The 24,651-nt window shown below is 68.7% G+C and carries 28 protein-coding genes and 2 tRNA genes; 14 read left to right on the top strand and 16 right to left on the bottom strand.

The window, feature by feature from the left end; all coding sequences use genetic code 11:
• Nucleotide 1 precedes the first annotated feature (1 nt).
• The 3 genes from ACLNEE_RS13225 to ACLNEE_RS13215 are packed head-to-tail and all read right to left on the bottom strand — an operon-like array spanning nt 2 to nt 3,314.
• Entirely contained in the window at nt 2–1,327 is a 1,326-nt protein-coding gene (locus tag ACLNEE_RS13225) for an IctB family putative bicarbonate transporter (RefSeq protein ID WP_411422136.1), read from the bottom strand.
• Nucleotides 1,328–1,344: 17 nt separating this feature from the next.
• The gene (trmB, locus tag ACLNEE_RS13220; protein WP_411422137.1) at nt 1,345–2,037 is read right to left on the bottom strand and encodes a tRNA (guanosine(46)-N7)-methyltransferase TrmB; all 693 of its coding nucleotides are present in this window, start codon (nt 2,035–2,037) and stop codon (nt 1,345–1,347) included.
• Nucleotides 2,037–3,314 (bottom strand): FIST signal transduction protein, encoded by a 1,278-nt coding sequence (locus ACLNEE_RS13215; RefSeq protein WP_411422138.1) that lies wholly within the window; start codon nt 3,312–3,314, stop codon nt 2,037–2,039. The genes trmB and ACLNEE_RS13215 overlap by 1 nt, the downstream gene beginning before the upstream one ends.
• Nucleotides 3,315–3,349: 35 nt before the next feature.
• Between ACLNEE_RS13215 and ACLNEE_RS13210 the strand changes: the two genes are divergently transcribed.
• The 3 genes from ACLNEE_RS13210 to ACLNEE_RS13200 are packed head-to-tail and all read left to right on the top strand — an operon-like array spanning nt 3,350 to nt 4,955.
• On the top strand, nt 3,350–3,991 hold the full coding sequence (locus ACLNEE_RS13210) for a DUF3177 family protein (protein WP_411422159.1): 642 nt from the start codon (nt 3,350–3,352) through the stop codon (nt 3,989–3,991).
• The gene (locus ACLNEE_RS13205; RefSeq protein WP_411422139.1) at nt 3,981–4,286 is read left to right on the top strand and encodes a DUF7734 family protein; all 306 of its coding nucleotides are present in this window, start codon (nt 3,981–3,983) and stop codon (nt 4,284–4,286) included. Before ACLNEE_RS13210 ends, ACLNEE_RS13205 begins: the two co-directional genes overlap by 11 nt.
• Nucleotides 4,287–4,325: 39 nt before the next feature.
• Nucleotides 4,326–4,955 carry a methyltransferase family protein gene (locus tag ACLNEE_RS13200; RefSeq protein WP_411422140.1) on the top strand — a complete coding sequence of 210 codons (630 nt, stop codon included), beginning with the start codon at nt 4,326–4,328 and terminating at the stop codon, nt 4,953–4,955.
• 62 nt (nt 4,956–5,017) lie between these two features.
• On the opposite strand, the gene ileS is transcribed toward ACLNEE_RS13200, so the two are convergent.
• Both ileS and ACLNEE_RS13190 read right to left on the bottom strand, forming a co-directional pair.
• Nucleotides 5,018–7,999: an isoleucine--tRNA ligase gene (ileS, locus tag ACLNEE_RS13195; RefSeq protein ID WP_411422160.1), complete on the bottom strand. Its 2,982-nt coding sequence runs from the start codon at nt 7,997–7,999 to the stop codon at nt 5,018–5,020.
• A 90-nt stretch (nt 8,000–8,089) separates the two neighbouring features.
• Entirely contained in the window at nt 8,090–8,713 is a 624-nt protein-coding gene (locus ACLNEE_RS13190) for a Ycf66 family protein (protein WP_411422141.1), read from the bottom strand.
• Between the two features lie 140 nt (nt 8,714–8,853).
• On the opposite strand from ACLNEE_RS13190, the gene ACLNEE_RS13185 reads away from it, so the two are divergent.
• Nucleotides 8,854–8,935, top strand: a tRNA-Leu gene (locus ACLNEE_RS13185).
• 55 nt (nt 8,936–8,990) lie between these two features.
• A complete protein-coding gene (gene crtR / locus ACLNEE_RS13180) occupies nt 8,991–10,013 on the top strand; it encodes a beta-carotene hydroxylase (protein ID WP_411422142.1) in 1,023 nt (340 codons plus the stop codon).
• A gap of 24 nt (nt 10,014–10,037) precedes the next feature.
• On the opposite strand, the gene gatC is transcribed toward crtR, so the two are convergent.
• Together gatC and ACLNEE_RS13170 are read right to left on the bottom strand one after the other, a co-directional pair.
• A complete protein-coding gene (gene gatC / locus ACLNEE_RS13175) occupies nt 10,038–10,331 on the bottom strand; it encodes an Asp-tRNA(Asn)/Glu-tRNA(Gln) amidotransferase subunit GatC (RefSeq protein WP_411422143.1) in 294 nt (97 codons plus the stop codon).
• 81 nt (nt 10,332–10,412) lie between these two features.
• Nucleotides 10,413–11,219 carry a creatininase family protein gene (locus ACLNEE_RS13170; RefSeq protein WP_412007214.1) on the bottom strand — a complete coding sequence of 269 codons (807 nt, stop codon included), beginning with the start codon at nt 11,217–11,219 and terminating at the stop codon, nt 10,413–10,415.
• Between the two features lie 64 nt (nt 11,220–11,283).
• Here ACLNEE_RS13170 and ACLNEE_RS13165 point away from each other — a divergent pair, with 64 nt between their 5' ends.
• On the top strand, nt 11,284–11,574 hold the full coding sequence (locus ACLNEE_RS13165; RefSeq protein WP_411422145.1) for a DUF6679 family protein: 291 nt from the start codon (nt 11,284–11,286) through the stop codon (nt 11,572–11,574).
• A 32-nt stretch (nt 11,575–11,606) separates the two neighbouring features.
• Here the strand turns inward: ACLNEE_RS13165 and ACLNEE_RS13160 are convergent, their stop codons facing one another.
• Nucleotides 11,607–11,744: a hypothetical protein gene (locus tag ACLNEE_RS13160; RefSeq protein WP_411422146.1), complete on the bottom strand. Its 138-nt coding sequence runs from the start codon at nt 11,742–11,744 to the stop codon at nt 11,607–11,609.
• Here ACLNEE_RS13160 and ACLNEE_RS13155 point away from each other — a divergent pair.
• Both ACLNEE_RS13155 and ACLNEE_RS13150 read left to right on the top strand, forming a co-directional pair.
• Nucleotides 11,743–12,387, top strand: coding sequence for a DNA-3-methyladenine glycosylase (locus ACLNEE_RS13155; RefSeq protein WP_411422147.1), 645 nt, complete (start codon nt 11,743–11,745; stop codon nt 12,385–12,387). The two genes, ACLNEE_RS13160 and ACLNEE_RS13155, sit on opposite strands and share 2 nt — an antisense overlap.
• A 27-nt stretch (nt 12,388–12,414) precedes the next feature.
• Nucleotides 12,415–13,455, top strand: a complete 1,041-nt coding sequence (locus ACLNEE_RS13150) for an aspartate carbamoyltransferase catalytic subunit (protein WP_411422148.1) — start codon at nt 12,415–12,417, stop codon at nt 13,453–13,455.
• Here the strand turns inward: ACLNEE_RS13150 and ACLNEE_RS13145 are convergent.
• From ACLNEE_RS13145 to ACLNEE_RS13130, 4 genes are all read right to left on the bottom strand, one after another.
• Entirely contained in the window at nt 13,442–13,780 is a 339-nt protein-coding gene (locus ACLNEE_RS13145; RefSeq protein ID WP_411422149.1) for a DUF565 domain-containing protein, read from the bottom strand. The two genes, ACLNEE_RS13150 and ACLNEE_RS13145, sit on opposite strands and share 14 nt — an antisense overlap.
• Before the next feature lie 686 nt (nt 13,781–14,466).
• A complete protein-coding gene (locus tag ACLNEE_RS13140) occupies nt 14,467–14,664 on the bottom strand; it encodes a hypothetical protein (RefSeq protein ID WP_186697351.1) in 198 nt (65 codons plus the stop codon).
• Between the two features lie 53 nt (nt 14,665–14,717).
• Nucleotides 14,718–14,882 carry a PCP reductase family protein gene (locus ACLNEE_RS13135; RefSeq protein ID WP_411422150.1) on the bottom strand — a complete coding sequence of 55 codons (165 nt, stop codon included), beginning with the start codon at nt 14,880–14,882 and terminating at the stop codon, nt 14,718–14,720.
• Nucleotides 14,883–14,911: 29 nt separating this feature from the next.
• Nucleotides 14,912–14,984: transfer RNA gene (locus ACLNEE_RS13130), tRNA-Ala, on the bottom strand.
• Between the two features lie 31 nt (nt 14,985–15,015).
• Between ACLNEE_RS13130 and isiD the strand changes: the two genes are divergently transcribed.
• A complete protein-coding gene (gene isiD / locus ACLNEE_RS13125) occupies nt 15,016–15,225 on the top strand; it encodes a protein IsiD (RefSeq protein ID WP_411422151.1) in 210 nt (69 codons plus the stop codon).
• Nucleotides 15,215–16,534, top strand: coding sequence for a bifunctional phosphopantothenoylcysteine decarboxylase/phosphopantothenate--cysteine ligase CoaBC (gene coaBC, locus ACLNEE_RS13120; RefSeq protein WP_411422152.1), 1,320 nt, complete (start codon nt 15,215–15,217; stop codon nt 16,532–16,534). The genes isiD and coaBC overlap by 11 nt, the downstream gene beginning before the upstream one ends.
• Here the strand turns inward: coaBC and ACLNEE_RS13115 are convergent.
• Nucleotides 16,437–16,790 carry a hypothetical protein gene (locus ACLNEE_RS13115; protein WP_411422153.1) on the bottom strand — a complete coding sequence of 118 codons (354 nt, stop codon included), beginning with the start codon at nt 16,788–16,790 and terminating at the stop codon, nt 16,437–16,439. The genes coaBC and ACLNEE_RS13115 overlap by 98 nt on opposite strands.
• Nucleotides 16,791–16,929: 139 nt before the next feature.
• On the opposite strand from ACLNEE_RS13115, the gene psbO reads away from it, so the two are divergent.
• The 4 genes from psbO (at nt 16,930) to ACLNEE_RS13095 (ending at nt 21,608) form a co-directional block, all read left to right on the top strand.
• Nucleotides 16,930–17,742 (top strand): photosystem II manganese-stabilizing polypeptide, encoded by an 813-nt coding sequence (gene psbO / locus ACLNEE_RS13110; protein WP_411422154.1) that lies wholly within the window; start codon nt 16,930–16,932, stop codon nt 17,740–17,742.
• 146 nt (nt 17,743–17,888) lie between these two features.
• Nucleotides 17,889–19,049: a sulfate adenylyltransferase gene (sat, locus tag ACLNEE_RS13105; protein WP_411422155.1), complete on the top strand. Its 1,161-nt coding sequence runs from the start codon at nt 17,889–17,891 to the stop codon at nt 19,047–19,049.
• 71 nt (nt 19,050–19,120) lie between these two features.
• Nucleotides 19,121–20,965 carry an ATP-dependent zinc metalloprotease FtsH3 gene (ftsH3, locus tag ACLNEE_RS13100; protein WP_412007213.1) on the top strand — a complete coding sequence of 615 codons (1,845 nt, stop codon included), beginning with the start codon at nt 19,121–19,123 and terminating at the stop codon, nt 20,963–20,965.
• The gene (locus ACLNEE_RS13095) at nt 20,949–21,608 is read left to right on the top strand and encodes a bifunctional 4-hydroxy-2-oxoglutarate aldolase/2-dehydro-3-deoxy-phosphogluconate aldolase (RefSeq protein ID WP_411424666.1); all 660 of its coding nucleotides are present in this window, start codon (nt 20,949–20,951) and stop codon (nt 21,606–21,608) included. The genes ftsH3 and ACLNEE_RS13095 overlap by 17 nt, the downstream gene beginning before the upstream one ends.
• Before the next feature lie 36 nt (nt 21,609–21,644).
• Here ACLNEE_RS13095 and aroC read toward each other — a convergent pair whose 3' ends face one another.
• From aroC to ACLNEE_RS13080, 3 genes are all read right to left on the bottom strand, one after another.
• Complete coding sequence (gene aroC / locus ACLNEE_RS13090) at nt 21,645–22,736, bottom strand: chorismate synthase (RefSeq protein ID WP_411424667.1); 1,092 nt, start codon at nt 22,734–22,736, stop codon at nt 21,645–21,647.
• A gap of 80 nt (nt 22,737–22,816) precedes the next feature.
• Nucleotides 22,817–23,689 carry a bile acid:sodium symporter family protein gene (locus tag ACLNEE_RS13085; RefSeq protein ID WP_412007212.1) on the bottom strand — a complete coding sequence of 291 codons (873 nt, stop codon included), beginning with the start codon at nt 23,687–23,689 and terminating at the stop codon, nt 22,817–22,819.
• Between the two features lie 205 nt (nt 23,690–23,894).
• A partial coding sequence (locus ACLNEE_RS13080) for a photosynthetic reaction center family protein (RefSeq protein WP_412007211.1) occupies nt 23,895–24,651 on the bottom strand: 757 nt, incomplete at its 5' end.

The following is a 24,651-nucleotide window of genomic DNA, read 5'->3' as shown; positions in this document are numbered from 1 at the left end:
GTCAGCGGCTGGGGTCTTGCCGTTTGGCGGCGGCCGCCAGGGTGGCCAGGCAGAACCAGGCGCTCAGCTGCACCTCAGGCCGGAAGAAAATCGTGTCGGTGAGCCCCTGAACCGTCAGTCCGGCGATGGCGGCCAGGACGCCCAGGGCCGGCAGGGCGAAGGGCCCATCGCCGCGCCAGGTGGCGACGGCCTGGCGGAGGCTGGCGAGGGCCAGACCGCAGCCCACCAGCAGCCCGGGGATCCCGGCCTCGACCGCCAGCTCCAGGGGGATCGAATAGGCACTCAGGGCGTTGAACTTGGGCTTCTGGAACAGCGGATAGATCTGGTTGAAGGCATCGTTGCCCGGCCCGATCCCGAGCCATGGCCGCGCCTGGATCATGTCCAGCGCCGCCTCCCAGACGTTGATCCGGAAATTGTTGGAGCTGTCCTGTCGCCCGGCCACCAGACTCTCCACCCGCACCCGCAGGGGCTCCACCTGGGTCACCACCACCACCAGGGCGGCGCTGGCCACCAGCAGCAGCAGCAGCGGAAACAGCCGTCGCCACAGCAGCGGCCAGGACCGGGTGAGCCGGATGGCCAGCAGGACCACGATCACCGCTCCCTCCGCCACCAGACCCATCCAGGCGCCGCGGCTGTAGGTGAGCACCAGGGCCGTGGTGCCCAGCAGCAACGCCGTCAGCGCGTAGAGCCGGGGGGCGAGGCCGCGCCAGCGCAGCAGGGCCACCAGGGCCAGCGGCAGCACCGGCAGCAGGTAGCCCCCCAGCAGATTGGGGTTCTCCAGGGTGCTGTAGATCCGCACGGTGCCATCGCTCACCGAGTTGGGGTCGGCCCAGCGCGCCAGCTCCCCGGTGTCTCCGTAGAGCTGGCGGATGCCGATCACGCTGGTCAGGAGTTGTCCAGCCAGGAGGGCGGCCACGATGCGATCCCACCATTGGGGGGCCCGGTGGAGCACCTCCTGCATCAAGGCGTAGACCCCCAGGTAGCTGGCCAGCTTCAGCAGCCCCTTGGCGGCCGCCATGGGTACCGGTGAGAACCCGGTGGCCAGCAGGGCCACCCCCAGGATCGCCAGGATCCAGCCATGGATGCTGCCGATTCCCCCCTCCGCAGGCCGTCCCAGGGCCAGCAGCGCCCACAGCAGGCCACTGGCCAGGATCAGCAGCATCAACCCGCCCCGGGTGAGCACGGGCAGCCCCGCCATCAGCGCACACAGGGTGAGCCCCGCGATCGGGATCAGCCGCTGGCCCAGCGGCCCGTGGCTGCTGTCGGCCCACCATCCCTGCCAGCGCAGCAGCAGGGGAGTGGGCGCGGGGATGGCGGGGTCACCCAAGGCAGGGACGGCTCATGTCAGGCCGGATTATCGGCTGCCTCCAGAGCCTGCTCCAGCTGGGCCAGGTCGGGGACGGGCTGAGGAGTGCGGCGGTACAGCACCCGGTACACCGGCAGCCCCCGCGCGAGCACATGGGTTTCCCGTTCCGTCGGCAGGGGGAGGGGACTGCCCGCCCGCCAGGGCCTCCCATCCTCGGCGGGGCGCTCGAAGCAGCCGCTGGTGTCGATCAGCAGCGCCATCGGCTCGATCACGGCCAGCACGTCGCTCTGGATGAACAGCTCGCCCCCGGGCGGAAGGGCGGTGGCCAGGGACCGCAGCAGGGCCGGCTGCAGCACCCGGCGCTTGTGGTGCTTCTTCTTGAACCAGGGATCGGGGAACTGGATCGTCACCCGCTGCAGCAGGCCGGAGGGGAGTGCCGCCAGCCACTCCTCCAGGCTCACGTTGGCGTTGCAGAACAGGAAGCGGAGGTGCTGCAGATCCAGGGCCTTGCGTTCGGTCTCGGCCGCCTCGACCAGGGTTCGCCGGATCTCCACGCCGAGGTGGTTCCAGCGGGGCTCCGTCGGGGCCAGCGCCAGCAGGAACCTCCCCCGGGCGCAGCCGATATCGAGATGAAGCGGACGTCCCGGGTCGGGGAACAGCGCGGTGGGGGGTGGCAGGGGGCGGGGCTGTTGGTAGAAGCGGCTGAGGGGATTGACGTGCTGCCGCACCATCAGGGCCCCTCCGGGCGACGGGGCACCACAAAACCCCAGCTGGCGGTGTAGCCATGCAGCTGGGTGCTGCCGGCGATCGGCCCGATCTCGCCGTTGCAGAACGCGCCGCTCAACGGCAGCGCCCCGAAGCGCTCCCGGCACAGGCTCACGTCGCCATCGGCATGGCCGTAGAGCCCCTGGCCGCGGCCGAGGCAGGCGAACAGCAGCGCGGCCAGCGGCTGCGCCGGCCGGCCCTGCTGCTGCTTCAGCAGCTGGCGAAGCTCCTGGCGGGAGGCCTCGGCATCCCGGAGCTGGAACTGCACCTGCTGGCCCACCCGCATCCGTTCAGCCACGGCGACAGCCCCGTTGCGCGGATCGACCCCGATCAGGTTGCGCACCAGAAACGTCGTGGGCTCCTGCTGGTCGCCCGTCTCGAGGCTGAAGCTGCTGCGGCCCACCCCCAGGAACAGCGAATGCTTCACCAGCTCCCGCTCCTCCGGGGTGAGCTGGGTGAGGATCTCCTGGAGGGCCGCCACGGGACTGTTGCGGCGGTTCTGCTGGCTCACCTCGAGAACCACGTTGCGCCGGGCCTGCTCCACTTCGAACACCGGGCCGATCGGGCGGCACCCCTGCGCCACCACTGGATCGAGCCCCCAGGCTCCGTCGATCAGGCAGCCGACGGCACCGCCACAGACCCGGTCGTCGAACAGCAGCGAGCCATGCGGGGCGCTGTGCTGTCCGGCGATGCCCCCCACCTTCGCCGCGGCGGGGCAGGCGTAGTCGAGGCCACTGATCAGGTCGTTGATGGCGGGAAAGCCGGGGTCGACCAGCAGCAGCATCGAGTGGGCCGTGGCGGGGTCGGGATTGCCCAGCAGTGCCAGCCAGGGTTCCGACGGACCGTCGAGGTCCGGAAGCTCACCGGCCTCGATGGCGAAGGGCATCAGCCTCGCCCCGGGCAGCCGCAGCAGCATCACGCTGACACCGGGCTCCCGCTCGAGCTCCCGGCTGTCACCCCCCTGCGGGGTGCCGACCACCCCGCCGCCCAGGCAGCCCAGCCAGTGGGTGGCCTGGAAGCGCTCACGCAGAAGCGGCAGCAGCCGCGGCAGATCACTGGCATAGCTGGCCGACACGAAGACCAGGCCCAGATCCGCCTTTCCGACGCCCCTGAGCTGCCGGCTGATCGCCTCGAGGGTGTCCTGCAGGGACGGGCTGGTCGCCAGGGCCGTGCGGCACCACGGAGTGGCCGTGCCGGAGCCCAGGCGACGGGCCAGCCAGGCGGGCATCGGGAAGGCAACCATCACTGGACCCTATCGCCTGCGGGAGGGTGCGGATAATGGCGCCTTACCGAACCCTCGCCGTGCCGGATTCGCTGTACCGCTCCATGGTGTGGCTCGACTACCGACTGGCCGTGCTGTTCACGGTCGGACTCCCGCTCGTGCTGCTCGTCTGGGCGGCGGTGCGGCGGGAGCGGGCCCTGGTGCGTCTGCTGGGGATCTACTGGAAGGTGGCGAGCCTGCTGCTGGTCACGGTGCTGCTGCTCACGGACCGCCAGCCCCTGGGCCTGGCCGTGGCCGTGGTCGCGCAGGTGCTGGTGCTGGTGTGCCTCTGGTTCTGGGTCGATCTCAATGAGGAGCTCGCCGACCTGCCGTCCTGGCGTGGCCTGCCGCTCACGGTGCGGATCTGGCGCTGGGCGATCAGTTTCTGGGCCGTGCTGGGCGCGCTGTTCAGCGCCACCGCCCTCGGCTGCATGGACGCCGCCCGGCTGGAGAGTCCCCGCTGTGCGGTCTGGCTTCAGCCGCCCCTGGAGCTGCATCGGCACGTCGCCTCCCTGTTCGCCTTCATTTTCGGCGGGCAGTGGACACCGGCGGTGGCCGCCTTCGTGGGTTACCTGGGGCTCGTGGCCTATGCGGTCGGCTTGCTGCAGTGGTTGCTGGTGCGTCTGCCGCGCCAGGGGAGGGTGGCCGGTGAGTTCTGAGCCGCCATCCGATCTCCTGCGGCAGCTCGAGGAGCTCAGCCGCCAGCGCCCCGACCGGGTGCTTCGCCTGCGCGGCCGGATCGACGCCGAGCCCCTGGAGCTGCTGATCTTCCGCGGCTTCTCCTGCAGCACGACCCATCCCACGGCGTTCGACCCGGATCAGACGGTCCTGCCCGATGGGGCCAGCCTGGAGGGGGCCGAGCTGCTGCGCGGACCGCTCGACCCTGCGGCGGAGGACTGTCTGGCCGGTCCCCTGGCGCCGGAGCACTTCCTGGAGCCGCAGGCCTGGCAGTAGGGCCGCCGCAACTGCCTAGCCTGCGTCCCAAACGCCGCGATGCAGCTCCGCCACGTCATCAACCTCCACAAGGGCCTCACCCCGTTCGTGGTGGCCGGCCTGATGGTCGGGTACGGCAACATGACGCTGGGTCCCTGGGTGTACCTGGCCCTGCACGGCACCTATGGCCTGATCTGGCTGCTCAAGGACGCCATCTTTCCGGACCGCCAGTGGCAGCAACCGATCGCCTGGCCGGTGGCGGTGCTCGGCTTCCTGATGCTGGGCCTGTACTGGATCGCTCCGTTTCTGCTGATCAGCAGCGGGCTGGAGCCACCCCTGCCCCTGGTGGCCGCGGCGATCGCGTGCAACATCCTCGGGGTGTTTCTGCACTTCTGCAGTGATGCCCAGAAGCACTTCACCCTGCAGGTCCGCCCGGGGCTGATCACCGAGGGTTTCTTCGCCCGCAGCCGCAACACCAACTATCTCGGTGAGCTGCTCATCTACCTGTCCTTCGCCCTGCTGGCGATGCACTGGCTCCCCTACCTGGTGCTGGCGGGATTCGGTCTGGGGGTCTTCCTGCCGAACATGCGCCGGAAAGATGCCTCCCTGGCCCGGTATCCCGCGTTCGAGGCGTACCGGGAGCGTTCGGGCCTGCTGCTGCCGAGTCTCCAGGGCTCCCGGCAGGGCTGAGGCTCCCGGCAGGGCTGAGGCTCCCGGCAGGGCATGGCAGGGCCCTGGGCCGGATCAGCAGATCACACCAGGATGGCCACGCAACGCCCGCAGAGGCTGGGGTGGGCGCTGGAGGTGCCGATGTCGCTGGTGTAGTGCCAGCAACGCTCACACTTCTCGCCCGCCGCCCGGGCGACGCGCACCGTGATGCCGTTCTGCTCGGTTTCGGCCAGCACGCCATCGGGGGGGGGACCACCGATCCTGAGGTCGGAGACCAGCAGCCAGTCGGCGAGGTCATCGACTCCCGGCTTGCCGCTGCTGGCCAGCCAGGCCAGGGCCTCGCGCAGGGGGGCCGTCGCGGTATCCCCGCTGATCGTCAGCTGCACCTGGGCCTCCAGGGAGGCGCCGATGCCCTCCCCGCCAGCCTGGTCGGCCCCGTGGCCGCCCTGTTTGCGGCAGGTTTCCAGCTGGCGGTTCACCAGGGCGCGCAGCTCGAGGATGCGCTCCATCGGCGGCTCCAGTGCCGGCTGCCGCCAGGCCGCGGGGGCGGTGGGCCAGCCCCGCTGAAACACCGAGGCCTCCGCCACGGGATAGGGGAGGTTCTGCCAGATGTCTTCCGCCATGTGGCTGAGCACCGGCGCAATCAGGCCGGCCAGCCGCTCCACCACCAGGCTCAGCACCGTCTGGCAGCTGCGGCGGCGGAAGTCGCCGGCCCCGCTCACATAGAGCCGGTCCTTGGCGATGTCGAGGTACACATTCGAGAGATCCACCACGCAGAAGTTCTGCAGGGCCTGGAAGAACCGGTAGAACTCGTAGCGCTCGAAGTCTCCCGTCACCGCATCGATCAGGGCGGCGGTGCGCTGCAGCATCCACTGGTCCAGCAGCGGCAGCTCCTCCACGGGGACGGCGTGACCGCCTTGCTCGCGAGGCCGCGGGTCGAAGTCGTGCAGGTTGCCCAGCAGGTAGCGCGCCGTGTTGCGCACCTTGCGGTACACATCGGCCAGCTGCTTCACGATGCCGGGGCCGAGGGGCACGTCGGCGGAATAGTCGACCGAGCTCACCCACAGCCGCAGCACGTCGGCGCCGTAGGCCGGCTCCTGCTTCTCGTTCCGGCCGCCCTCCACGAGCACCGCCGGATCCACCACGTTGCCGAGCGATTTGCTCATCTTGCGGCCCTTCTCATCGAGGGTGAAGCCGTGGGTGAGCACCCGCCGGTAGGGGGCATGGCCGTTCACGGCCACCGAGGTGAGCAGGCTGCTCTGAAACCAGCCGCGGTGCTGATCGCTGCCCTCCAGGTAGAGGTCGGCGGGGTAGCGCAGCATGTCGGGCCCGGGATCGGCATCGGAATTGGCATCGGCATCGGCATCGGCGCCGCTGTTCGCCGCTTCCGATCCCGGGGTGAGCCCGCCCAGGACGCCGGCCCAGGAGGAGCCCGAGTCGAACCACACGTCCATCGTGTCGGTGCCCTTGCGCCACTGGTCGGCCTGGTCCGTCAGCTCGGGAGGCAGCAGGCCGGCCTCATCGCGCTCCCACCACACGTCGGCGCCGTGCTCGCCGATCAGGGCCTGGATGTGGTTGAGGGTGGCTTCGTTGAGCAGCACCTCGCCGGTGTCGCGGTGATAAAACACCGGGATCGGCACGCCCCAGGTGCGCTGGCGGCTGATGCACCAGTCGCCCCGCTCGCTCACCATCGCCTCGATGCGGTTGCGGCCGCTGGCCGGCAGCCATTCCACCCGGGCGATGGCGTCGAGGGCGGCCTGGCGGAACCCCTCCACGGAGGCGAACCACTGCTCGGTGGCGCGGAAGATCGTGGGCTTCTTGGTGCGCCAGTCGTAGGGGTAGCGGTGTTCGTAGCACTGCTCGCTCAGCAGCACGCCGGCCTCCCGGAGGGCGGCCACGATCGCGGGGTTCGCGTCCTTGAGCACATTCGTGCCGGCGAAGGGACCGGCCTCGGCGGTGAGGTTGCCGGCCTCATCCACCGGGCAGAGCACCGGCAGGTTGTATCTGCGGCCGGTGTTGAAGTCATCCACGCCGTGGCCGGGAGCCGTGTGTACCAGGCCGGTGCCGGTTTCGGTGGTGATGTAGTCGCCGCCGATCACCACCGGGCTGGTGCGCTCCAGCAGGGGGTGGCGGTAGACGAGCCCTTCGAGGGCGGCGCCCTTCACCTGCAGCAGCGGCGTGAGTTCCAGGCCCAGGCTGCTCTCCAGGCTCTCGCGCAGGTCGGCAGCCACCACCAGATGGCTGGCGGCCGGGGCGGGAGTGTCCCCGGGATGGTCCCTGCGGGGCGCCACGGCGCAGATGGCGTAGTCGAGCCGCTCGTTCACCGACACCGCCAGGTTGGCGGGCAGGGTCCAGGGGGTGGTGGTCCAGATCGCCACGGCCAGGCCGCCGGCGGCGGTGGCGGCTTCGCGACTCAGCCCGGCCTCCGCGAGGGCCGCGGCGAACGGCTCCGGCAGCTCCACCGCCGGGAAGGCCACGTAGACGCTGGGGGAGGTGTGGCCGTCGGGATACTCGAGCTCGGCCTCCGCCAGGGCGGTGCGGGAGCTGGGGCTCCAGTGCACTGGTTTGAGGCCCCGGTAGATGTGGCCGGCCAGCACCATGGCGCCGAACACGCCGATCTGGGCGGCCTCGTAGGTCTTCTGCAGGGTGAGGTAGGGCTGCTCCCAGTCGGCCCAGATGCCCCAGCGCCGGAAGCCGGCCTTCTGGCCCTCCACCTGCTCGAGGGCATAGGCGTGGGCCTTGCGGCGAAGGCTGAGCGGCGTGAGCTCGGCGCGCTCGCCGCTGCTGAGGCCCTGCAGCACCTTCAGCTCGATCGGCAGGCCGTGGCAGTCCCAGCCAGGCACGAACCGCGCCCGCCGGCCCTGCAGCAGCGCCGTCTTGTTGATGATGTCCTTGAGGATCTTGTTGAGGGCGTGGCCCACATGCAGGGCCCCGTTTGCGTAGGGGGGGCCGTCGTGCAAGGTGAACACCGGGCCGCTGTTCTGCCGGCTGAGCCGCTCGTAGATCCGCTGCTCCGCCCAGAAGACCTGGATCTCCGGTTCCCGCAGCTTGGCGTTGGCCCGCATCGAAAACGGGGTCTGCAGCAGGTTGAGGGTGTCCTTGTAGGAGACAGGCGCAGAGCTGGCGGTCACGGCGCCTCGGGCAGCAAAGGGGGATTATCCCGCTTCGGCCCTGGGGGGCGACGGATCCTCGGGCGCTTCAGCCTCGCTCGGATCCGGGGGGGCAGCCGGCTCCGGGGCGTTGCGCAGCAGCTGGTCGACCCCATCCAGCGAGGTGACCTCCAGCCGAGGCTCCTCCTCGGTGGGCGGCTGCTGGGCTTCAGCCGGGTGGTCCGGGTGGGGGTCCGGCATGTCCTGCCGCACCCAGCGCTTGCTGCTGGTTCGCGGGCGGCGGCGTTCCGCGATCCAGCGGCCCAGGCCGCTCACGGCGCCACCGCTGACAGCCACCAGCCGAGCCAGGGTGGCGGCGAGCTCCTGGAGGCTCGTCTGCCAGCGCTCCTGGGACCACAGCCTCTGCTGCTCTTCGGGGCTCAGCTGTCTCCAGCGGCCCTGCCCGACCTCCAGGCCGAGCCGGCCGATCAGCAGGCCGCCGCAGAGAACGCCCAGCATCGGAGCTCCCGTCAGACGGTCGGAGCTGGTCACGAGCACCAGGCCCAGCAGCAGCACCACCGCCCCCCAGACCGAATCCCGGGGTCGGCTCAGTTCCGTGGCCAGCACGGGCAGCAGCAGGACGGTGAGACCCAGCAGCAAAGCCAGGACCCCACCCAGGACGGCAAGCATGGCGCAGGGGCAGTCCCCTCCATTCTTGGCGCAGGCCTTGGAGAAGGCGCTTGCTGGGGCACTGTCTGGGGCCAAGGCGGGGGCCAAGGCAGAGGCAGGCGCGTCGGCGCTGCCGGCGGCCGTGCCTACAGTCTCCCCACGCCCACCTGGCGGAATTGGTAGACGCGCTGGGTTTAGGTTCCAGTGGCTTCGGTCGTGGGGGTTCAAGTCCCCCGGTGGGCATCGGCCTTTTCTTAAGTTGCAGCCAGCGCGATGATCACAGGCCGCTCCCTTGTCCATGACCCAGGCTCCGGTTATCGAGCAGGCTGTGGCCGTTGAGCTGCCGCGCAGAAGCCCGTCCAGCGCAGTTCCCAAGCACTTTCTCGATCCCCCCGACCCGTGGAATCCCACCGTCGGCCTGTTCCTCGGAGGCTTCGGTCTGGCCGCCCTGACGATCTGGGGCTGGTTCGTGGGGCAGTGGCCGCTGCCGCTGTTGCTGATCACCGGCTTTCTGGCCCTGCACCTGGAGGGCACCGTCATCCACGACGCCTGCCACAACGCCGCCCACCCGAGCCGCTTCTGGAATGCGGTGATGGGCCATGGGGCTGCCCTGCTGCTGGGGTTCAGCTTCCCGGTGTTCACGCGGGTGCATCTGCAGCACCATGCCCATGTGAACGATCCGAAGCATGATCCGGATCACATCGTCAGCACCTTCGGACCTCTTTGGCTGATTGCCCCGAGATTCTTCTACCACGAGGTGTTTTTCTTCCGTCGCCGTCTCTGGCGTCGCTACGAATTGCTCGAGTGGGGAATTGCCAGGGGCGTTTTTCTCACCATCGTTCTGGCTGCTGCCAAGTTCGGATTTCTGCCCTTCATTTTCAACTGCTGGTTCGCCCCGGCCCTGATGGTGGGCGTCACCCTCGGTCTCTTTTTCGACTACCTCCCGCACCGCCCATTTCAATCACGCAACCGCTGGCATAATGCCCGGGTCTACCCCAGCCGACTGATGAACTGGCTGATCATGGGCCAGAACTACCATCTGATTCATCATCTCTGGCCATCAATTCCCTGGTTCGAATACCGGCCTGCCTATCACGCCACCAAGCACATTCTTGACGCCAAAGGATCTCCCCAGCGCCTCGGTCTGTTCGAAACCCGGGCCGACGGCCTGAATTTCCTCTACGACATCCTGCTCGGCGTTCGCAGCCATCGCAAACGTCGCAGCAAGCTGCGCCCCCTGGCCGCCCTGATGCCGACCCGCCATGCCCGCCGGCGGGTTCTTGAGGTGCTCCACCGCACGGCGGTCTCACCCGTTCGCTAGGGAGCACCAGGGGGGAGCTGCGATTCAGTCAGCCAGGATCTTCGGCACCCGGAAGAAATCGCCTTCGCGCTGGGGCGCCAGGTCGAGCAGCGCTTCGCGCACGGGAGTGGCCTCCACCCGGTCCTCGCGGGTGACGTTGACCACCTCCACAGCCCGGGTGGTGGGGGGGACCCCCTCGGTGTCGACGGCCTCGAGATGGGCCACGTAATCCAGGATGCGTTCCAGCTGGCCTGTGTAGGTGGCGATCTTGTCGTCCGGAAGGGCGAGGCGGGCCAGGTCGGCCACCTTGCGCACATCGTCAGCGCTGATCCTGCTCATCCGACCGGTAGGGCTGGGCCGACGCTAGCGCTCGGGCCTGCCCACCCCCCAGCGGTACAGGCATCCGTTCCCGGCATCGGTTCAGGCTTCTTCCGCCAGGAAGCGCTCCAGATCGCTGCTGAGGGCGGTGGCGGCCAGATCCAGGAAGAGCGCTCCGTCCGTGGCGCTGGCCAGGTAGGGATCGGAGCCCATGCGGCCATCCGGATGGCGCCGCCGGAAGTCTTCGGGGCCGTGGATCGGGCCCGCCGGCGCAGGAGTCGGCAGGGGTCGCTGCTTGGCGACCAGGCTCGGCTCCAGATGCAGGGTCAGCGCGATTTCGCTGGGGGTGGCGTGGTGCCCTTCCCGCTCGCCGTAGAGCTCCCGGGCTTTCTGCATCACGGGGGGGGCCATGAACCAGTTGGCCAGCCGGCAGCGCAGCCGCTCCGCCTGCGGCAGGCCCCGCGCCGCTGCGCTCGCGTGGGCCTGGGCGAACGCGGCCTTGGCGGTGGCGATGTTGCCGCCGTGGCCATTGATCACGAAGATCCGCTCGAAGCCGTGTCTGGCCAGCGAGAGCACCACGTCGTGGAGCACCGCCAGCAGGGTGCTGGGCTGAAGGCTCACCGTGCCGGCAAAGCCCAGATGGTGCTCGGCCATCCCGAAGGCCTGGGCGGGGGTGACCAGCACCCCGCAGCGGCGGCCGACCTCCAGGGCCACGGCCTCGGCCGTGAGGGCATCGGTGCCGATGGCTCCCGTGGGACCGTGCTGCTCGGTGGAGCCCAGCGGCACGATCACCCCTTTGCAGTCCTGGAGGTAGGTCTCCACCTCGGGCCAGCTGCGCAGCTGCAGCCGGATGGCCTCGGTGGTGCTCGCCGGTCGGGGCAGGGTCGTCAAGGCTTCGGGTTGGGTCATGGTGAACAGCGGCGGCACGGGTGGGTCTGCCTAGGATTCATCAGCGTGCTGAGCCAGTGGGGCCATGCTGCACCGCAAGCTGTACCAGTTCTGTGCCGAGAAGCGCCCGGTCTGGGTCTTCCTGCGCGATCAGCAGCGCTGGATTGAAGAGGCCCTGATCACCGAGATCGAGGGCGATCTGGTCACCCTCCGCTACGACGCCGAGGATGACGACGAAACCCACAGCTGGGAGGAAAGCGTGCGGCTCGACTCGATCGGTGCCGTCAGCACCCGCCTGGCCTATGTGAGCCGCAGCGGCATGGATGACATTCCCACCTCGGAGGACTGTCCCGAAGCGGAGCGGCTGAGCAGCTGAGCCGTCCCGGCGGTGCCGCTGGGAATCAGTCGTCAGTGGGCCGTGCCGTTGCCGTCGTAGTTGTCCGTGTCGTAGTAGCCACCCTTGGTGCCGAAGAACAGGGTGGCCAGGCAGAACAGTCCGCTGGTGGCCAGCAGGACCGTGGCCAGGGTGAAACCGGAGGAGTCCATGGCCGTGAGAGAGCTCGAATGGAATGGCCCCAGTCTGCTGCCCGCGGGCTTTTTTGCGCGACCCGCCGAGCAGGTGGCACCCGAACTGGTCGGTTGCCGGCTGGTCAGGCGCCTCGACGACGGCGGCCTGCTGAGCGGGCTGATCGTCGAGACGGAGGCCTATTCCCAGGAGGAACCCGCCTGCCACGGCCACCGGCGTCGTTCCCCCAGCAACGAAACGCTGTTTGGTGAGCCAGGTCGTTTCTATGTGTATGTGAGCTATGGCATCCACCACTGCGTCAACGTGGTGACGGGGCGATCCGACTGGGCCAACGGCGTGTTGCTGCGGGCTGTGGCCGTGCCCGGGGAGCCCGAGCGGGTGGCGGCCGGTCCGGCCCTGCTGGCCAGGCGCTTCGGTCTTGACCGCCGCCATGACGGCCTGCCCGTGCATCCAGCCTCGGGCCTGTGGCTGGCGCCCCGGCCCAGCACCCTGGGCCCTGCACCGGTGCTCACCCAGGCCCAGCGGATCGGCATCCGCGAGGGCAGAGAGCTGCTCTGGCGCTGGTATCTCCGCTCCAGCCGCAGCGTCAGCCGCCGTGCTCCAGGCGATCGCCAACCCCCCCGGCCCGGGGTGGCACTGGAGCCGTCAGGCGTCGGCCTCTAGGTTGTGGATGCGTGCGCTTCCCGCGTCTTGAGCAGCTGGGGTCACCGGCATGTGATCGATCTGGCGGCCTTCTCGCTCGAGGACTTCACCATGGTGCTGGAGCTGGCCCAGCGGTTCCGCACCATGCCGCTCACCGGTGCCCGCAGGCTCCCGGCCCTGCAGGGCCGGATGATGACGAGTCTGTTCTTCGAGCCGAGCACGCGCACCCGCAGCAGCTTCGAGCTGGCCGCCCGTCGGCTGTCCGCCGACGTCCAGAGTTTTTCTCCGGCCTCGAGTTCCCTCTCCAAGGGAGAGAGCCTGCTCGATACGGCCCGCACCTACGTGGCGATGGGCGCCGATGTGCTGGTGGTCCGCCACCGCTGCGCCGGGGTTCCCCAGCAGCTGGCGGAGGACCTCGACAGGGCTGGCGAACGGGTGGCGGTGCTCAATGCCGGCGATGGGCTGCACAGCCATCCCAGCCAGGGGCTGCTGGACCTGTTCACCCTGGCCCGCCACTTCGCTCCGGAGGCCCCAACCCCGGAGGTGCTGCGGGGCAAGCGGATCGTGATCGTGGGAGATGTGCTGCACTCCCGGGTGGCCCGCTCCAATCTCTGGGCCCTCACCGCCTGTGGCGTGGATGTGGTGCTGTGCGGCCCTCCCACCCTGGTCCCCGCCGAGTTCGCCGCCTTCGTGGCGGCACCGCCTCCCGGTCAGGCGGCCGATCCGGTGGCCCGACGCGGTTCGGTGCGGGTCAGCCGTGACCTGGATGCGGCCCTGGCCGGGGCCGATGCGGTCATGACGCTGAGGCTGCAGAAGGAACGCATGCGTGAGCACCTGCTCACCAGCCTGGAGGCCTACCACCGGGCCTATGGGCTGACGCACCGACGCCTGGCCGGTTGCGGCCGGACCATTCCGGTGCTCCATCCCGGGCCGGTGAACCGCGGAGTGGAGATCGCCGGTGCGCTGCTGGATGATCCGGCCCTCAGCCTGGTGGAGGAACAGGTCCGCAACGGGATCCCGATGCGGATGGCCCTGCTTTACCTGCTGGCGGCGGAAGCCATGGCCCCGGCCGAATTCACAGCAGTTTGAAGCCATCCAGCAGCAACCCGTAGAGCAGGCCGATGCGGGCCATGTCCAGGAGGCTGAGGCCCAGCGCCCCCCGCTGCTGTTGCAGCAGGGGTCTCCGGGCGCGGATCGCGATCTCCATGGCGGCGACGCAGACCAGGGCTCCGATCGGGTCAATCTGGGACAACTGTCCGCTGATCGAGGGCACCGCCCCCCCGATCGAAAAGCTGCCGAGCAGCACGATCAGCTGCAGCGACAGGCGGCGCCAGGGGTTCTCGGCCCAGGTCTGGAGCCGGGTTCCGGCCTCAGCGACCGTCTGCTGAAAGCGGGTCTGCTGGAGATTCGCCACGGGAAACAGGGGAAGACCGGGACGGGTCGAGGCAAGCGGTCAGGCATGGGCCCATCCGACGGGCGATTGGCGGCGGTTCTGAGCGTCGGCCCAGTCTGGGGTCTGGCGCGAGCCCTGGCCAGGACTTCGGATCCCGTTGCCGGGGAACAGCCTCGAGCGGATCGCCCCCCGCACGGATCAGCAACAGCACGGGTCAGCAACAGCACGGGTCACCAACCGGACGGGTTCCAACCGGACGGGCTATCCACAGGACGGGCTATCCACAGGACGGGCTATCCACAGGACGGATCACCTACAGGAGAATTCCGTTCCGATCGGATGTCTCCGGGAAGGATGTCCCACCTGACAGGAATCTCCCACAATGGAGGTCAGGATCGGGATGGAGGTCAGGATCGGGGCGATGTCAGGAAAGGGGTTGGCAGGGGGGGAAGCGATTGGATGATCCCCATCACCCGACCCGACCCTGCCACCACTTGTCTACACCATCTCTGGCGTGTTGACAGCAGTTCCCCGCTACTGATAGGGGATTCCAATGAAAAAAGCCCGGTGCACCTGCGGGGCCGGGCCGGATGATGGGGACGCCGTTAAAGAAGCGTTCCGAGTTGTGAAGAGCAAGGGGCTGGGGCCGTTTACCGGAGCGTCCCCTGAGGCCCTTGACGCCCGAGGGTGCAGCGCAAGGGCTGGACTCAGCTGTCGCTCTCCTTCTTGCGGGAGGACTTCCCCTCGAGCAGTTCGAGCAGCGCTTCCATCTGGGCCATCACGCCGCGGACCTCGCCCGCCTCGGGGAGGAGCCCGTCTTCCATCACGCCCTGATGCATTTCGCGGAGCTCCTGGCGGATGTAGCGCAGGTGGCTGACCACCTGTTCGCGCTTGGACTGCGACATGAATGGACGACGGCTGTGCCGTCTCTTTTACCCTATCGCCGGCAGGCTAGGGGTCAGCGCTGGCCGAATCGGGCCCTGGCCTGCGCGTAGAAGGCCGCATCGATACCGTCGAGCCCCGCTTCTCGGGCCATGGCTTCAACCCTTTTGCGGACGGCTGGCCTGACGAAGAAGGGCACCTCCTTCAGGTGTTGCTCTGCTTCGGGCGTCCAGGGGATCAAGGGCCGGGCGTCCAGTTCGTGAGCTCGAATGGAGAATAGGGGACTCGAACCCCTGACCTCTGCGGTGCGATCGCAGCGCTCTACCAGCTGAGCTAATTCCCCCTTCAGCCACCCATTATCTCCCTCGACTCCCATGACCGCGTCGATCACACCGGAACGGCTGGCCGCTTTCGACGAAGCCATGGCGGCGGAACTGGCTCGGCGCCTTGAGGAGGACGACTACCCCTCCCCCTTTGACGGACTCACCGACTGGCATCTGATGCGGGCCCTGGCGATCCACAGGCCTGAGCTGGCCCGTCCCTATGTCCACCTGGTGGATCAGGAGCCCTTTGATGAAGACTGATCCGCTGGCGGGGCGGCGGATTCTGGTCGGCATCAGCGGCAGCATCGCCGCCGTCAAGGCCCCCCTGCTCGTGAGTGCCCTGGTCCAGCGCGGTGCGGAGGTGCGCTGTGTGCTGACTCCCAGCGCCGAGCGGCTGGTGAGTGCGGAGGCCCTGGCCTGCCTGAGTCGCCAGCCCTGCGCCCTGGAGGCGGATCAGTGGAGCCATCGCACCTCCCGGCCTCTCCACATCGACCTGGCCGAATGGGCTGAGCTGGTGCTGCTCGCACCCCTGAGCGCCACCACCCTGGCCCGCTGGGTCCACGGCCTCGGCGACACCCTGCTGGCCAGCACCCTGCTGGCCTGCGAGGTGCCCGTTCTGGCGGCCGCCGCGATGAACACCGGCATGTGGGAGTCGCCCGGGGTCCGCGAGAACTGGACGCGCCTCGGGGCTTTCCCCCGGGTCCTGCCGCTTGGGCCCTCCGAGGGTCTGCTGGCCTGTGATCGCCAGGGGCAGGGCCGGATGGCCGCGCCGGAGCTGCTGCTGCTGGCCCTCGAATCGCTTGTGCTGCGGGGCTGGGAGCGGGACTGGCAGGGGCGGCGTCTTCTCGTGAGCGCAGGGCCCACCCGGGAGCCCCTCGACCCGGCCCGCTGCCTCACCAACCCCAGCAGCGGACGGATGGGGGTGCTGCTGGCTCAGGCCGCCCGACTGCGGGGCGCCCGTGTGGACCTGGTCCACGGTCCCCTGGCCGTGGAGCCGGGCTGGCTCGAGGGGCTCGCCTGCCATCCGGTGCGGACCGCGGCCGAGATGGCCGTGGCCCTCGCGGCGAACCAGCCGGAGGCCGATGCGATCGCCATGGCGGCGGCGGTCGCCGACCACCGCAGGGCCGAACCGCTGGCGGAGAAGCTGGGCAAGCGGGAGCTGGAGCAGGCCCTCTGCAGCGGCTGGGAGGCGGTGCCGGACCTGTTGATGGAGCTCGTTGCCCATCGTCCGGCGGGGCAGCGGATTCTGGGTTTTGCGGCCCAGTCCGGCGCTGTGCTGGAGCAGGCCCGGCTGAAGTTCCGGCGCAAGGGCTGTGATCTGCTGTTCGCCAACCCGATCGATCGGCCCGGCCTTGGCTTCGGGGCCGAGCAGACCATGGGGTGGCTGCTGGGCCCTGGCGATGCGGTGGAGCCGCTGGAGGCCGACTCCAAGCACGCGATCGCCCATCGCCTGCTCACGGCGTTGCTGATGTTCAGGCCGCCAGCTGATGCGGATCCTGCGGCGGCGCCGGGCTGGAGGATTCCAGCGGAGCGGGAGCCTCGGCCTGTTCCCGCTGCAGCAGATCCATGAACGTGCGCAGCTGCAGCCTCGGGATGTAAGGCCAGCCACCGCTCTGCTCCATCTGGCGCAGCAGGGTGAAGAGATGGTTGCGATCGGCGGGGAGGCTGGTCCGGAAGGGGCCGTCCTGAATCGTCCGGTGCAGCTGCTCCAGCTGGCGCAGCAGGGCGAGCAGGCCCTCGGGCTGCTCGGCGAGCTCATCGGCCAGGCTGGCCACCTGGTTCACCAGGCTGTCGAGGTGGTTCTGCTGGTCGGCTGTCAGGGCCATATTCCGGTTCGCGCGCGGGTTGATTCGGCTCTCGGATAAAGGTTGTTGAGAGCCGCGACATCGTACGGGGAATCAGGGTTTTGCACCGGTAGGATCCGCCCCAGCCCAGTTCCTGCCCCCTCTCTGCGGCGTTCTCCCCATGCGTTTTCGTCCTCTGCTGGCCCTCGCCCTGGCGCTGTGCCTGACCCTGGTGACCGCCTGCAGCGGTGGGGCCAAGGCCGGGGACCGTTCCAGCCTCACCTACGACGACATCCACAACACCGGTCTGGCCAATGACTGCCCGACCCTCCCGGATTCGGCCCGCGGATCCATTGCCCTCGACCCCTCCGGTGACTACAAGCTGCAGGAGATCTGCATGCACCCCAGCGAGGTCTATGTGAAGGGAGAGCCCGCCAACAAGCGGCAGGAGTCCCAGTTCGTCGCCGGCAAGATCCTCACCCGCTACACCACCAGCCTTGATCAGGTCTACGGCGATCTCAACGTGACCGGGGGCGGCCTGAGCTTCAAGGAGCTGGGCGGCCTCGACTTCCAGCTGATCACCGTGCTGCTGCCCGGTGGGGAAGAGGTGCCGTTCGTCTTCTCCAGCAAGGAACTCGAGGCCAAGGCTGACGGAGCCTCCATCAGCACCAGCACCGACTTCACGGGCAGCTACCGCGTGCCGAGCTACCGGACCTCCAACTTCCTGGATCCGAAGGCCCGGGGCCTCACCACCGGCTACAGCAGTGCCGTGGGCCTGGTGCCGGCCGGAGACGACTTCACGGGTGAGACCGTGAAGCGTTATGTGGACGGTACCGGCACCATGGACCTCTCCATCACCAAGGTCGATCCCGCCACCGGCGAGTTCGCCGGCGTGTTCACGGCCATCCAGCCGTCTGACACCGACATGGGCACCAAGCAGGCCCTGGACGTCAAGATCACCGGACAGCTCTACGGTCGCCTGGAGAAGGCCTGAGCGCGCCAGCTGCCGGCCCGTCCATCGGCCGTCCACTCCCCGGGGGCCTGAGGGTCCCCTTTTCCCGGGGGGCCTGAAGGCCCCCTTTTTCTATGGAATGGCCCCGGTCTGGGAGAATCCAGCCCGATCCACGTCCGACGCGTCCGATGTCCGCCACCCTCACCACCGGTCTGATTGCACCCCATGGCGGGTCGCTCGTCGATCTGATGGTGACCGAGGGGCAGCGGGAGGCGGTGCGGGCCAGTGCGGATCGGCGGGTCGAGTGCAGCGACCGCAATGCCTGCGATGTCGAGTTGCTCGTGGTGGGGGGCTTCTCGCCCCTGCGGGGCTTCATGCACCAGGAGGACTATGACGCGGTGGTGGCGACGAACCGCACCACCAGTGGCCTGTTGTTCGGCCTGCCGATCGTCTTCGACACCGACGACGAGAGCATCGCCATCGGCGACCGGTTGCTGCTGACTTACCACGGCCAGGAACTCGCCGTGTTCACCGTCGAGAGCAAGTGGGAGCCCGACAAGGCCAGGGAGGCCCAGGGCTGCTACGGCACCACCTCGATCGAGCATCCCGCCGTGCGGATGATCAGCGGCGAGCGGGGCCGTTTCTACCTGGGGGGACAGCTTCAGGGGCTGGAGCTGCCCCGGCGGGTGTTCCCCTGCAAGACCCCGGCGGAGGTGCGGGCCACGCTGCCCGAAGGCCAGAGCGTGGTGGCGTTCCAGTGCCGCAATCCCATTCACCGTGCCCACTACGAACTGTTCACCCGGGCGCTCGATGCCGGCAACGTGAGCGCCCAGGGAGTCGTGCTGGTGCACCCCACCTGCGGGCCCACCCAGGATGACGACATCGCCGGAGCGGTGCGCTTCCAGACCTACGAGCGCCTGGCGGCCGAGGTCGACAACCCTCGCATCCGCTGGGCCTACCTGCCCTACTCGATGCACATGGCCGGTCCCCGGGAGGCCCTGCAGCACATGATCATCCGCAAGAACTACGGCTGCACCCACTTCATCATCGGTCGGGACATGGCGGGCTGCAAATCCAGCCTCACCGGCGAAGATTTCTATGGGCCGTATCAGGCCCAGGACTTCGCCCGCGACAACGCCACCGAGCTGGGCATGGAGACCGTGCCCTCCCTCAACCTCGTCTACACCGAGGAGGAGGGCTACGTGACCGCGGAGCATGCCGAGGCGCGGGGTCTCCATGTGAAGAAGCTGAGCGGCACCCAGTTCCGCCAGATGCTGCGGGGCGGCGAGGAGATCCCCGAATGGTTCGCCTTCCGTAGTGTGGTCGAGGTGCTTCGGGCTGCGGCCTGACGCCCCGCCCGGCCTCCGGGCCCGGGGGCCGGTTAACATTCTGTTACTTCTTTCTCAGCTGAGGCGTGGCCGTGAAAAAACGTTGGCGCAACGCGGGTCTGTACGTCCTCCTGGTGGTCGTCCTGATCGCCGTGGGCACGGCCTTCCTCGATCGCCCCGATCCGGCCAATGCTCCGCGAACGCTGCGTTACAGCGACTTCGTCGAGGCCGTCCAGGACAACGAAGTCTCCCGGGTGGTGATCTCCCCGGACCGCGGCACGGCCCAGGTGGTCGAGAATGACGGCCGCCGCGCCGTTGTCAACCTCGCCCCTGACAAGGACCTGCTCAAGCTGCTCACGGACCACGACGTGGACATCGCCGTGCAGCCCAGCCGTGAGCCGGCGGCCTGGCAGCAGGCCGCCGGGAGTCTGATCTTCCCCCTCCTGTTGCTCGGTGGTCTCTTCTTCCTGCTGCGCAGGGCCCAGGGCGGCGGCGGCAACCCCGCCATGAGTTTCGGCAAGAGCAAGGCGCGGGTCCAGATGGAGCCCCAGACCCAGGTCACCTTCGGTGATGTCGCCGGCATCGAGGGCGCCAAGCTCGAGCTCACCGAGGTGGTCGACTTCCTCAAGAACCCCGATCGCTTCACCGCCGTCGGCGCCAAGATTCCCAAGGGTGTCCTGCTCGTCGGTCCTCCGGGCACCGGCAAGACCCTCCTCGCCAAGGCCGTGGCCGGTGAGGCGGGTGTGCCCTTCTTCTCGATCTCCGGCTCCGAGTTCGTGGAGATGTTCGTGGGCGTCGGTGCCAGCCGCGTGCGCGACCTCTTCGAGCAGGCCAAGAAGAACGCCCCCTGCATCGTGTTCATCGATGAGATCGATGCGGTGGGCCGCCAGCGTGGCGCCGGCCTCGGCGGCGGCAACGACGAGCGTGAGCAGACCCTCAACCAGCTCCTCACGGAGATGGATGGTTTCGAGGGCAACACCGGCATCATCATCGTCGCGGCCACCAACCGCCCGGATGTGCTCGATGCGGCGTTGATGCGTCCGGGTCGTTTCGATCGCCAGGTGGTGGTCGACCGCCCCGACTACAGCGGCCGTCTGCAGATTCTCGAGGTCCACGCCCGTGGCAAGACCCTGGCCAAGGATGTGGATCTGGACAAGGTGGCCCGCCGCACCCCCGGTTTCACCGGAGCCGACCTCGCCAACCTGCTGAACGAGGCGGCGATCCTGGCGGCTCGGCGCCAGCTCACCGAAGTCTCGATGGATGAGGTCAACGATGCCATCGAGCGGGTCATGGCCGGTCCGGAGAAGAAGGATCGGGTCATGAGCGAGCGCCGCAAGCGCCTCGTGGCCTACCACGAGGCCGGCCATGCCCTGGTGGGCGCGCTGATGCCCGACTACGACCCGGTGCAGAAGATCTCGATCATTCCCCGCGGCCAGGCCGGCGGTCTCACCTTCTTCACCCCCAGTGAGGAGCGGATGGAGTCGGGCCTCTATTCCCGTGCCTATCTGCAGAACCAGATGGCCGTGGCCCTCGGTGGTCGCGTTGCCGAGGAGATCGTCTACGGCGATGACGAGGTCACCACGGGTGCCTCCAACGACCTGCAGCAGGTCGCCCGGGTCGCCCGCCAGATGGTCACCCGTTTCGGCATGAGTGAGCGTCTCGGCCCTGTCGCGCTCGGCCGCAGCCAGGGCGGCATGTTCCTCGGTCGGGACATCGCGGCTGAGCGGGATTTCTCCGAGGACACCGCCGCCACCATCGACGAGGAGGTGAGCCAGCTGGTGGAGGAGGCCTACCGCCGGGCCACCGAGGTGCTCACCAACAACCGTGCGGTGCTCGATGAGCTCGCCGATCTGCTGGTGGAGAAGGAGACGGTGGACGCCGAAGACCTGCAGGAGCTGCTGCTCCACAGCGACGTCCGGGTTGCCGAGTACGTCTGAGCCATCCCGCCCGATCGACGCCTACGGGCCCCTGATCCAGTCGCTGCACCACCAGCCCCTGCTGGTGGTGCTTCGCGCTGAGCGGCCCCTCGATCTCCGTGAGCGCCTGGCGCGGCTGGAGGGCCTGGGGGTGCGGCAGGTGGAGATTGCCTGGAGCGGCCATCCCCAGTGGAGCGCCCAGTGCGCCTGGCTGCGGATGGCCTTCCCCCGCCTGAATCTGGGGGCGGCTTCGGTGGTCGGTCGGGACGCCCTGGAGGCGGCCGCTGCAGCCGGGCTGGCCTATGCCGTCTCCCCTGTGCTGGACGAGGACCTGCTCAGCCAGGCCAGGCAGTGCGGACTGGCGCTGGTCCCCGGCGTGATGAGCCCCAGCGACGTGCACCGTGCCCGGCAGCTTGGCTGCCCGGTCGTGAAGTTGTTCCCGGCGATCACCGTGGGCAGCGGCTACTGGCGGCGGCTGCGGGACCCCCTGGGCCCCTTGCCCGTCTGCGTGGCGGCTGGAGGTCTGGCTGTGCCGGATGTGATGCCCTGGCTCGAGGCGGGTGTGGATGCCGTGGCCCTGGGCGGTCGCCTCGACGCGCCGGATGCCTGGTCGGCCCTGGGGGATCTGATCGGGAGACTGGCTGATCTCCCCAGACGCTGCTGATGGCGCGGCGCCAGCCTCAGCGGCAGGGCACGGGCCTCACCAGAAACTGCACTGCCCCTGCTGACGCAGCAGGTGATCCGCCAGAACGAGGGCGACCATCGCTTCGACCATCGGCACGGCCCGGGGCACGACGCAGGGATCGTGCCGGCCCTTGGCGGCCAGGGTGGTGGCCGCCCCCTGGGCATCGATGGTCTGCTGTTCCTTGCGGATCGTCGCGGTCGGTTTGAACGCCACCCGGATCACGATCTCCTCGCCGTTGCTGATGCCCCCCTGGATGCCGCCGGAGTTGTTGGTGGCGGTGTGCAGCCGGCCGTCGGCCGTGGGCAGGAAGGCATCGTTGTGCTCGCTGCCCTTGAGCAGGGTGCCCGCGAAGCCCGAGCCGATCTCGAAGCCCTTGGTGGCCGGCAGGGACATCACCGCCTTGGCCAGATCGGCTTCCAGCTTGTCGAACACCGGCATGCCCAGACCCAACGGCGCCCGGCGCACCACGCACTCGATCACCCCACCACAGGAGTCGCCCTCCCGGCCGATGGCCTCGATCCGCTCGATCATCCGGTCGGCGACAGCGGCATCGGGGCAGCGCACGATCGTGCGCTCCACATCCTCCAGACTCACGGCCGCTGGATCGATGCCGCTGGCCTCGATCGTGTGGATGCGCTTCACCCAGGCCAGCACCTCCGTGCCGCTCGCCCTGGCGAGGAGCTGCTTGGCGATCGCTCCTGCGGCCACACGCCCGATCGTTTCACGGGCGGAGGCCCTGCCACCACCGCTGCGGGCCTGGATGCCGTATTTCGCCTGGTAGGTGGCATCAGCATGGGAGGGGCGGAAGGCCACCGCCATCTCCTTGTAATCGCCCGGCCGCTGATCCTTGTTGCGCACCACCATGGCGATGGGGGTGCCCAGGGTCACCCCATCCAGCAGCCCGCTGAGGATCTCGACCCGGTCGTCCTCCTTGCGGGGGGTCGTGATCCTGCTCTGTCCGGGTTTGCGGCGGTCGAGCTCACGCTGGATCGCCTCCAGATCCAGTTCCAGGCGCGGCGGGCAGCCATCCACGATCACCCCCACCCCACCGCCGTGGGATTCACCGAAGGTGCTGATGCGAAAAAGCTGGCCGAAGCTGCTGCCCATGGCTGCCACCCGATCCAGCGAGCGTAGGGGGTGGTCCCTTGCAGCGACAGCGCGACCTGCAGCGCGACCTGCCGGCGTGCTCAGCTCGCCCGGGCCGCCAGCCCGGTCTCCTGGGCCTCCAGTCGGTTGAGCGATTTCAGGAAGGGGATCGAGAGCAGCACGGTCACCACCACATAGGTGAGAACCGCCACCGTGACCCCCGGCAGATCCCGGGCGTGGGTGGTGGCAAACATCAGGGCCATGCCGGGATTGCGCATGGAGGTCACCAGGGCCACGGTGATGCGCTCACGGCGGTTCTGGCCGGCCAGGCTGTAGCCCAGGCCCAGGCTGATCACCACCATCGCCACCATCAGCAGCAGGCCCATGGCATTGGCGCTGATGTAGGGCAGCAGCTTGGGCCCGGCCTTGAACAGCACGGCGGCGACCAGCAGCAGGAAGAGGCCATTGGCCAACTTGTTCAGGGGGGATTCGATCCGGTTGGCCAGATCGGGCTTGAACCCCTGAATCGCCATGCCGACCAGCAACGGCAGCACCTGGGTGCGACCCACCTGCAGGGCCACCTCCAGGGGGCCGATGTCCCAGGCTGTGGTGGCGTAGGCCGCCCGGTACACATCGGCCATCACGGGCACCGAGACGATGGCGCTGATGGCGGCGCTCACCTGCAGCACCGCCGCCAGTTCCCGGTCTCCACCTTTCTGGCCGGCCTTGCGGAGCGTGAGGGGGGCGCTGGGGCACACGGCCATCAGGGCCAGGCCGATCCGGGTGGAGGGCCCCAGTCCCTGGCCGACCGGCAGATGCAGCAGAGCCAGGGCCACCAGCGGCAGCAGCAGGCAGGAGGCCGGCAGCACCCTCAGGAACAGCCCCGGGCGCTGGCGGATCCGGACCAGAGCCTGAGGGTTCAGGCCCATCCCCAGGGCCAGCATGATCGTGAACAGGGTGATCGAGGCGAACATGCGAGCGCGGGCGTTGCCAGGCCAGTGCCCCGAACCCTAGGGAGGTGGCTCTGACCTGCCTGGAATTGTCACTGCAGGAGCGCGTCACTGCAGGAGCGGATCCCGAGCCGGACGGCGACCACAAAAAAGCCCCCCTCGTGGGAGGGGGGCCAGCGGGATTCCGTTGTTGATCCTGAGGCGTAAGCCTCAGCCGGGCTGTTCAGCCTCAGCCGATCGCCGGGGCGGTCAGCGCCACGGGGGTGGCTTCCGCAGCGGCCAGGTCGAGCGGGAAGTTGTGAGCGTTGCGCTCGTGCATCACTTCCATGCCCAGGCCAGCGCGGTTCAGCACATCAGCCCAGGTGTTGATCACGCGGCCCTGGCCGTCGAGGATCGACTGGTTGAAGTTGAAGCCGTTCAGGTTGAAGGCCATCGTGCTCACGCCCAGGGCGGTGAACCAGATGCCGATCACAGGCCAGGCAGCCAGGAAGAAGTGCAGGCTGCGGCTGTTGTTGAAGCTGGCGTATTGGAAGATCAGGCGACCGAAGTAACCGTGGGCAGCCACGATGTTGTAGGTCTCCTCTTCCTGGCCGAACTTGTAGCCGTAGTTCTGGCTCTCGCTCTCGGTGGTCTCACGCACCAGGCTGCTGGTCACCAGCGAACCGTGCATGGCGGAGAACAGGCTGCCGCCGAACACACCGGCCACACCCAGCATGTGGAAGGGGTGCATCAGGATGTTGTGCTCAGCCTGGAACACCAGCATGTAGTTGAAGGTGCCGCTGATGCCGAGGGGCATGCCGTCGGAGAAGGAGCCCTGACCGAAGGGATACACCAGGAACACGGCGCTGGCAGCAGCCACAGGGGCGCTGTAGGCGACGCAGATCCAGGGGCGCATGCCGAGGCGGTAGGAAAGTTCCCACTCGCGGCCCATGTAGCAGAAGACGCCGATCAGGAAGTGGAAGACAACCAGCTGGTAAGGACCGCCG

This window comes from Aphanothece stagnina RSMan2012 (assembly GCF_046764815.1).
Classification (GTDB): domain Bacteria; phylum Cyanobacteriota; class Cyanobacteriia; order PCC-6307; family Cyanobiaceae; genus NIES-981.
This window is presented reverse-complemented; position numbering and strand designations above follow the sequence as displayed.

What these genes read in the sequence shown, in the direction of transcription:
- psbO (WP_411422154.1), top strand. Translation starts at nt 16,930, where the DNA reads ATGCGTTTTCGTCCTCTGCTGGCCCTCGCCCTGGCGCTGTGCCTGACC.
- sat (WP_411422155.1), top strand. Translation starts at nt 17,889, where the DNA reads ATGTCCGCCACCCTCACCACCGGTCTGATTGCACCCCATGGCGGGTCG.
- ACLNEE_RS13200 (WP_411422140.1), top strand. Translation starts at nt 4,326, where the DNA reads ATGCAGCTCCGCCACGTCATCAACCTCCACAAGGGCCTCACCCCGTTC.
- ACLNEE_RS13115 (WP_411422153.1), bottom strand. Translation starts at nt 16,790, where the DNA reads ATGGCCCTGACAGCCGACCAGCAGAACCACCTCGACAGCCTGGTGAAC.
- ACLNEE_RS13085 (WP_412007212.1), bottom strand. Translation starts at nt 23,689, where the DNA reads ATGTTCGCCTCGATCACCCTGTTCACGATCATGCTGGCCCTGGGGATG.
- gatC (WP_411422143.1), bottom strand. Translation starts at nt 10,331, where the DNA reads ATGAGCAGGATCAGCGCTGACGATGTGCGCAAGGTGGCCGACCTGGCC.
- ACLNEE_RS13210 (WP_411422159.1), top strand. Translation starts at nt 3,350, where the DNA reads ATGGCGCCTTACCGAACCCTCGCCGTGCCGGATTCGCTGTACCGCTCC.
- ACLNEE_RS13160 (WP_411422146.1), bottom strand. Translation starts at nt 11,744, where the DNA reads ATGGACTCCTCCGGTTTCACCCTGGCCACGGTCCTGCTGGCCACCAGC.
- ACLNEE_RS13140 (WP_186697351.1), bottom strand. Translation starts at nt 14,664, where the DNA reads ATGTCGCAGTCCAAGCGCGAACAGGTGGTCAGCCACCTGCGCTACATC.
- coaBC (WP_411422152.1), top strand. Translation starts at nt 15,215, where the DNA reads ATGAAGACTGATCCGCTGGCGGGGCGGCGGATTCTGGTCGGCATCAGC.
- aroC (WP_411424667.1), bottom strand. Translation starts at nt 22,736, where the DNA reads ATGGGCAGCAGCTTCGGCCAGCTTTTTCGCATCAGCACCTTCGGTGAA.
- trmB (WP_411422137.1), bottom strand. Translation starts at nt 2,037, where the DNA reads ATGGTGCGGCAGCACGTCAATCCCCTCAGCCGCTTCTACCAACAGCCC.
- ACLNEE_RS13170 (WP_412007214.1), bottom strand. Translation starts at nt 11,219, where the DNA reads ATGACCCAACCCGAAGCCTTGACGACCCTGCCCCGACCGGCGAGCACC.
- ACLNEE_RS13165 (WP_411422145.1), top strand. Translation starts at nt 11,284, where the DNA reads ATGCTGCACCGCAAGCTGTACCAGTTCTGTGCCGAGAAGCGCCCGGTC.
- ACLNEE_RS13155 (WP_411422147.1), top strand. Translation starts at nt 11,743, where the DNA reads ATGGCCGTGAGAGAGCTCGAATGGAATGGCCCCAGTCTGCTGCCCGCG.
- ACLNEE_RS13215 (WP_411422138.1), bottom strand. Translation starts at nt 3,314, where the DNA reads ATGGTTGCCTTCCCGATGCCCGCCTGGCTGGCCCGTCGCCTGGGCTCC.
- crtR (WP_411422142.1), top strand. Translation starts at nt 8,991, where the DNA reads ATGACCCAGGCTCCGGTTATCGAGCAGGCTGTGGCCGTTGAGCTGCCG.
- ACLNEE_RS13190 (WP_411422141.1), bottom strand. Translation starts at nt 8,713, where the DNA reads ATGCTTGCCGTCCTGGGTGGGGTCCTGGCTTTGCTGCTGGGTCTCACC.
- isiD (WP_411422151.1), top strand. Translation starts at nt 15,016, where the DNA reads ATGACCGCGTCGATCACACCGGAACGGCTGGCCGCTTTCGACGAAGCC.
- ileS (WP_411422160.1), bottom strand. Translation starts at nt 7,999, where the DNA reads ATGCGGGCCAACGCCAAGCTGCGGGAACCGGAGATCCAGGTCTTCTGG.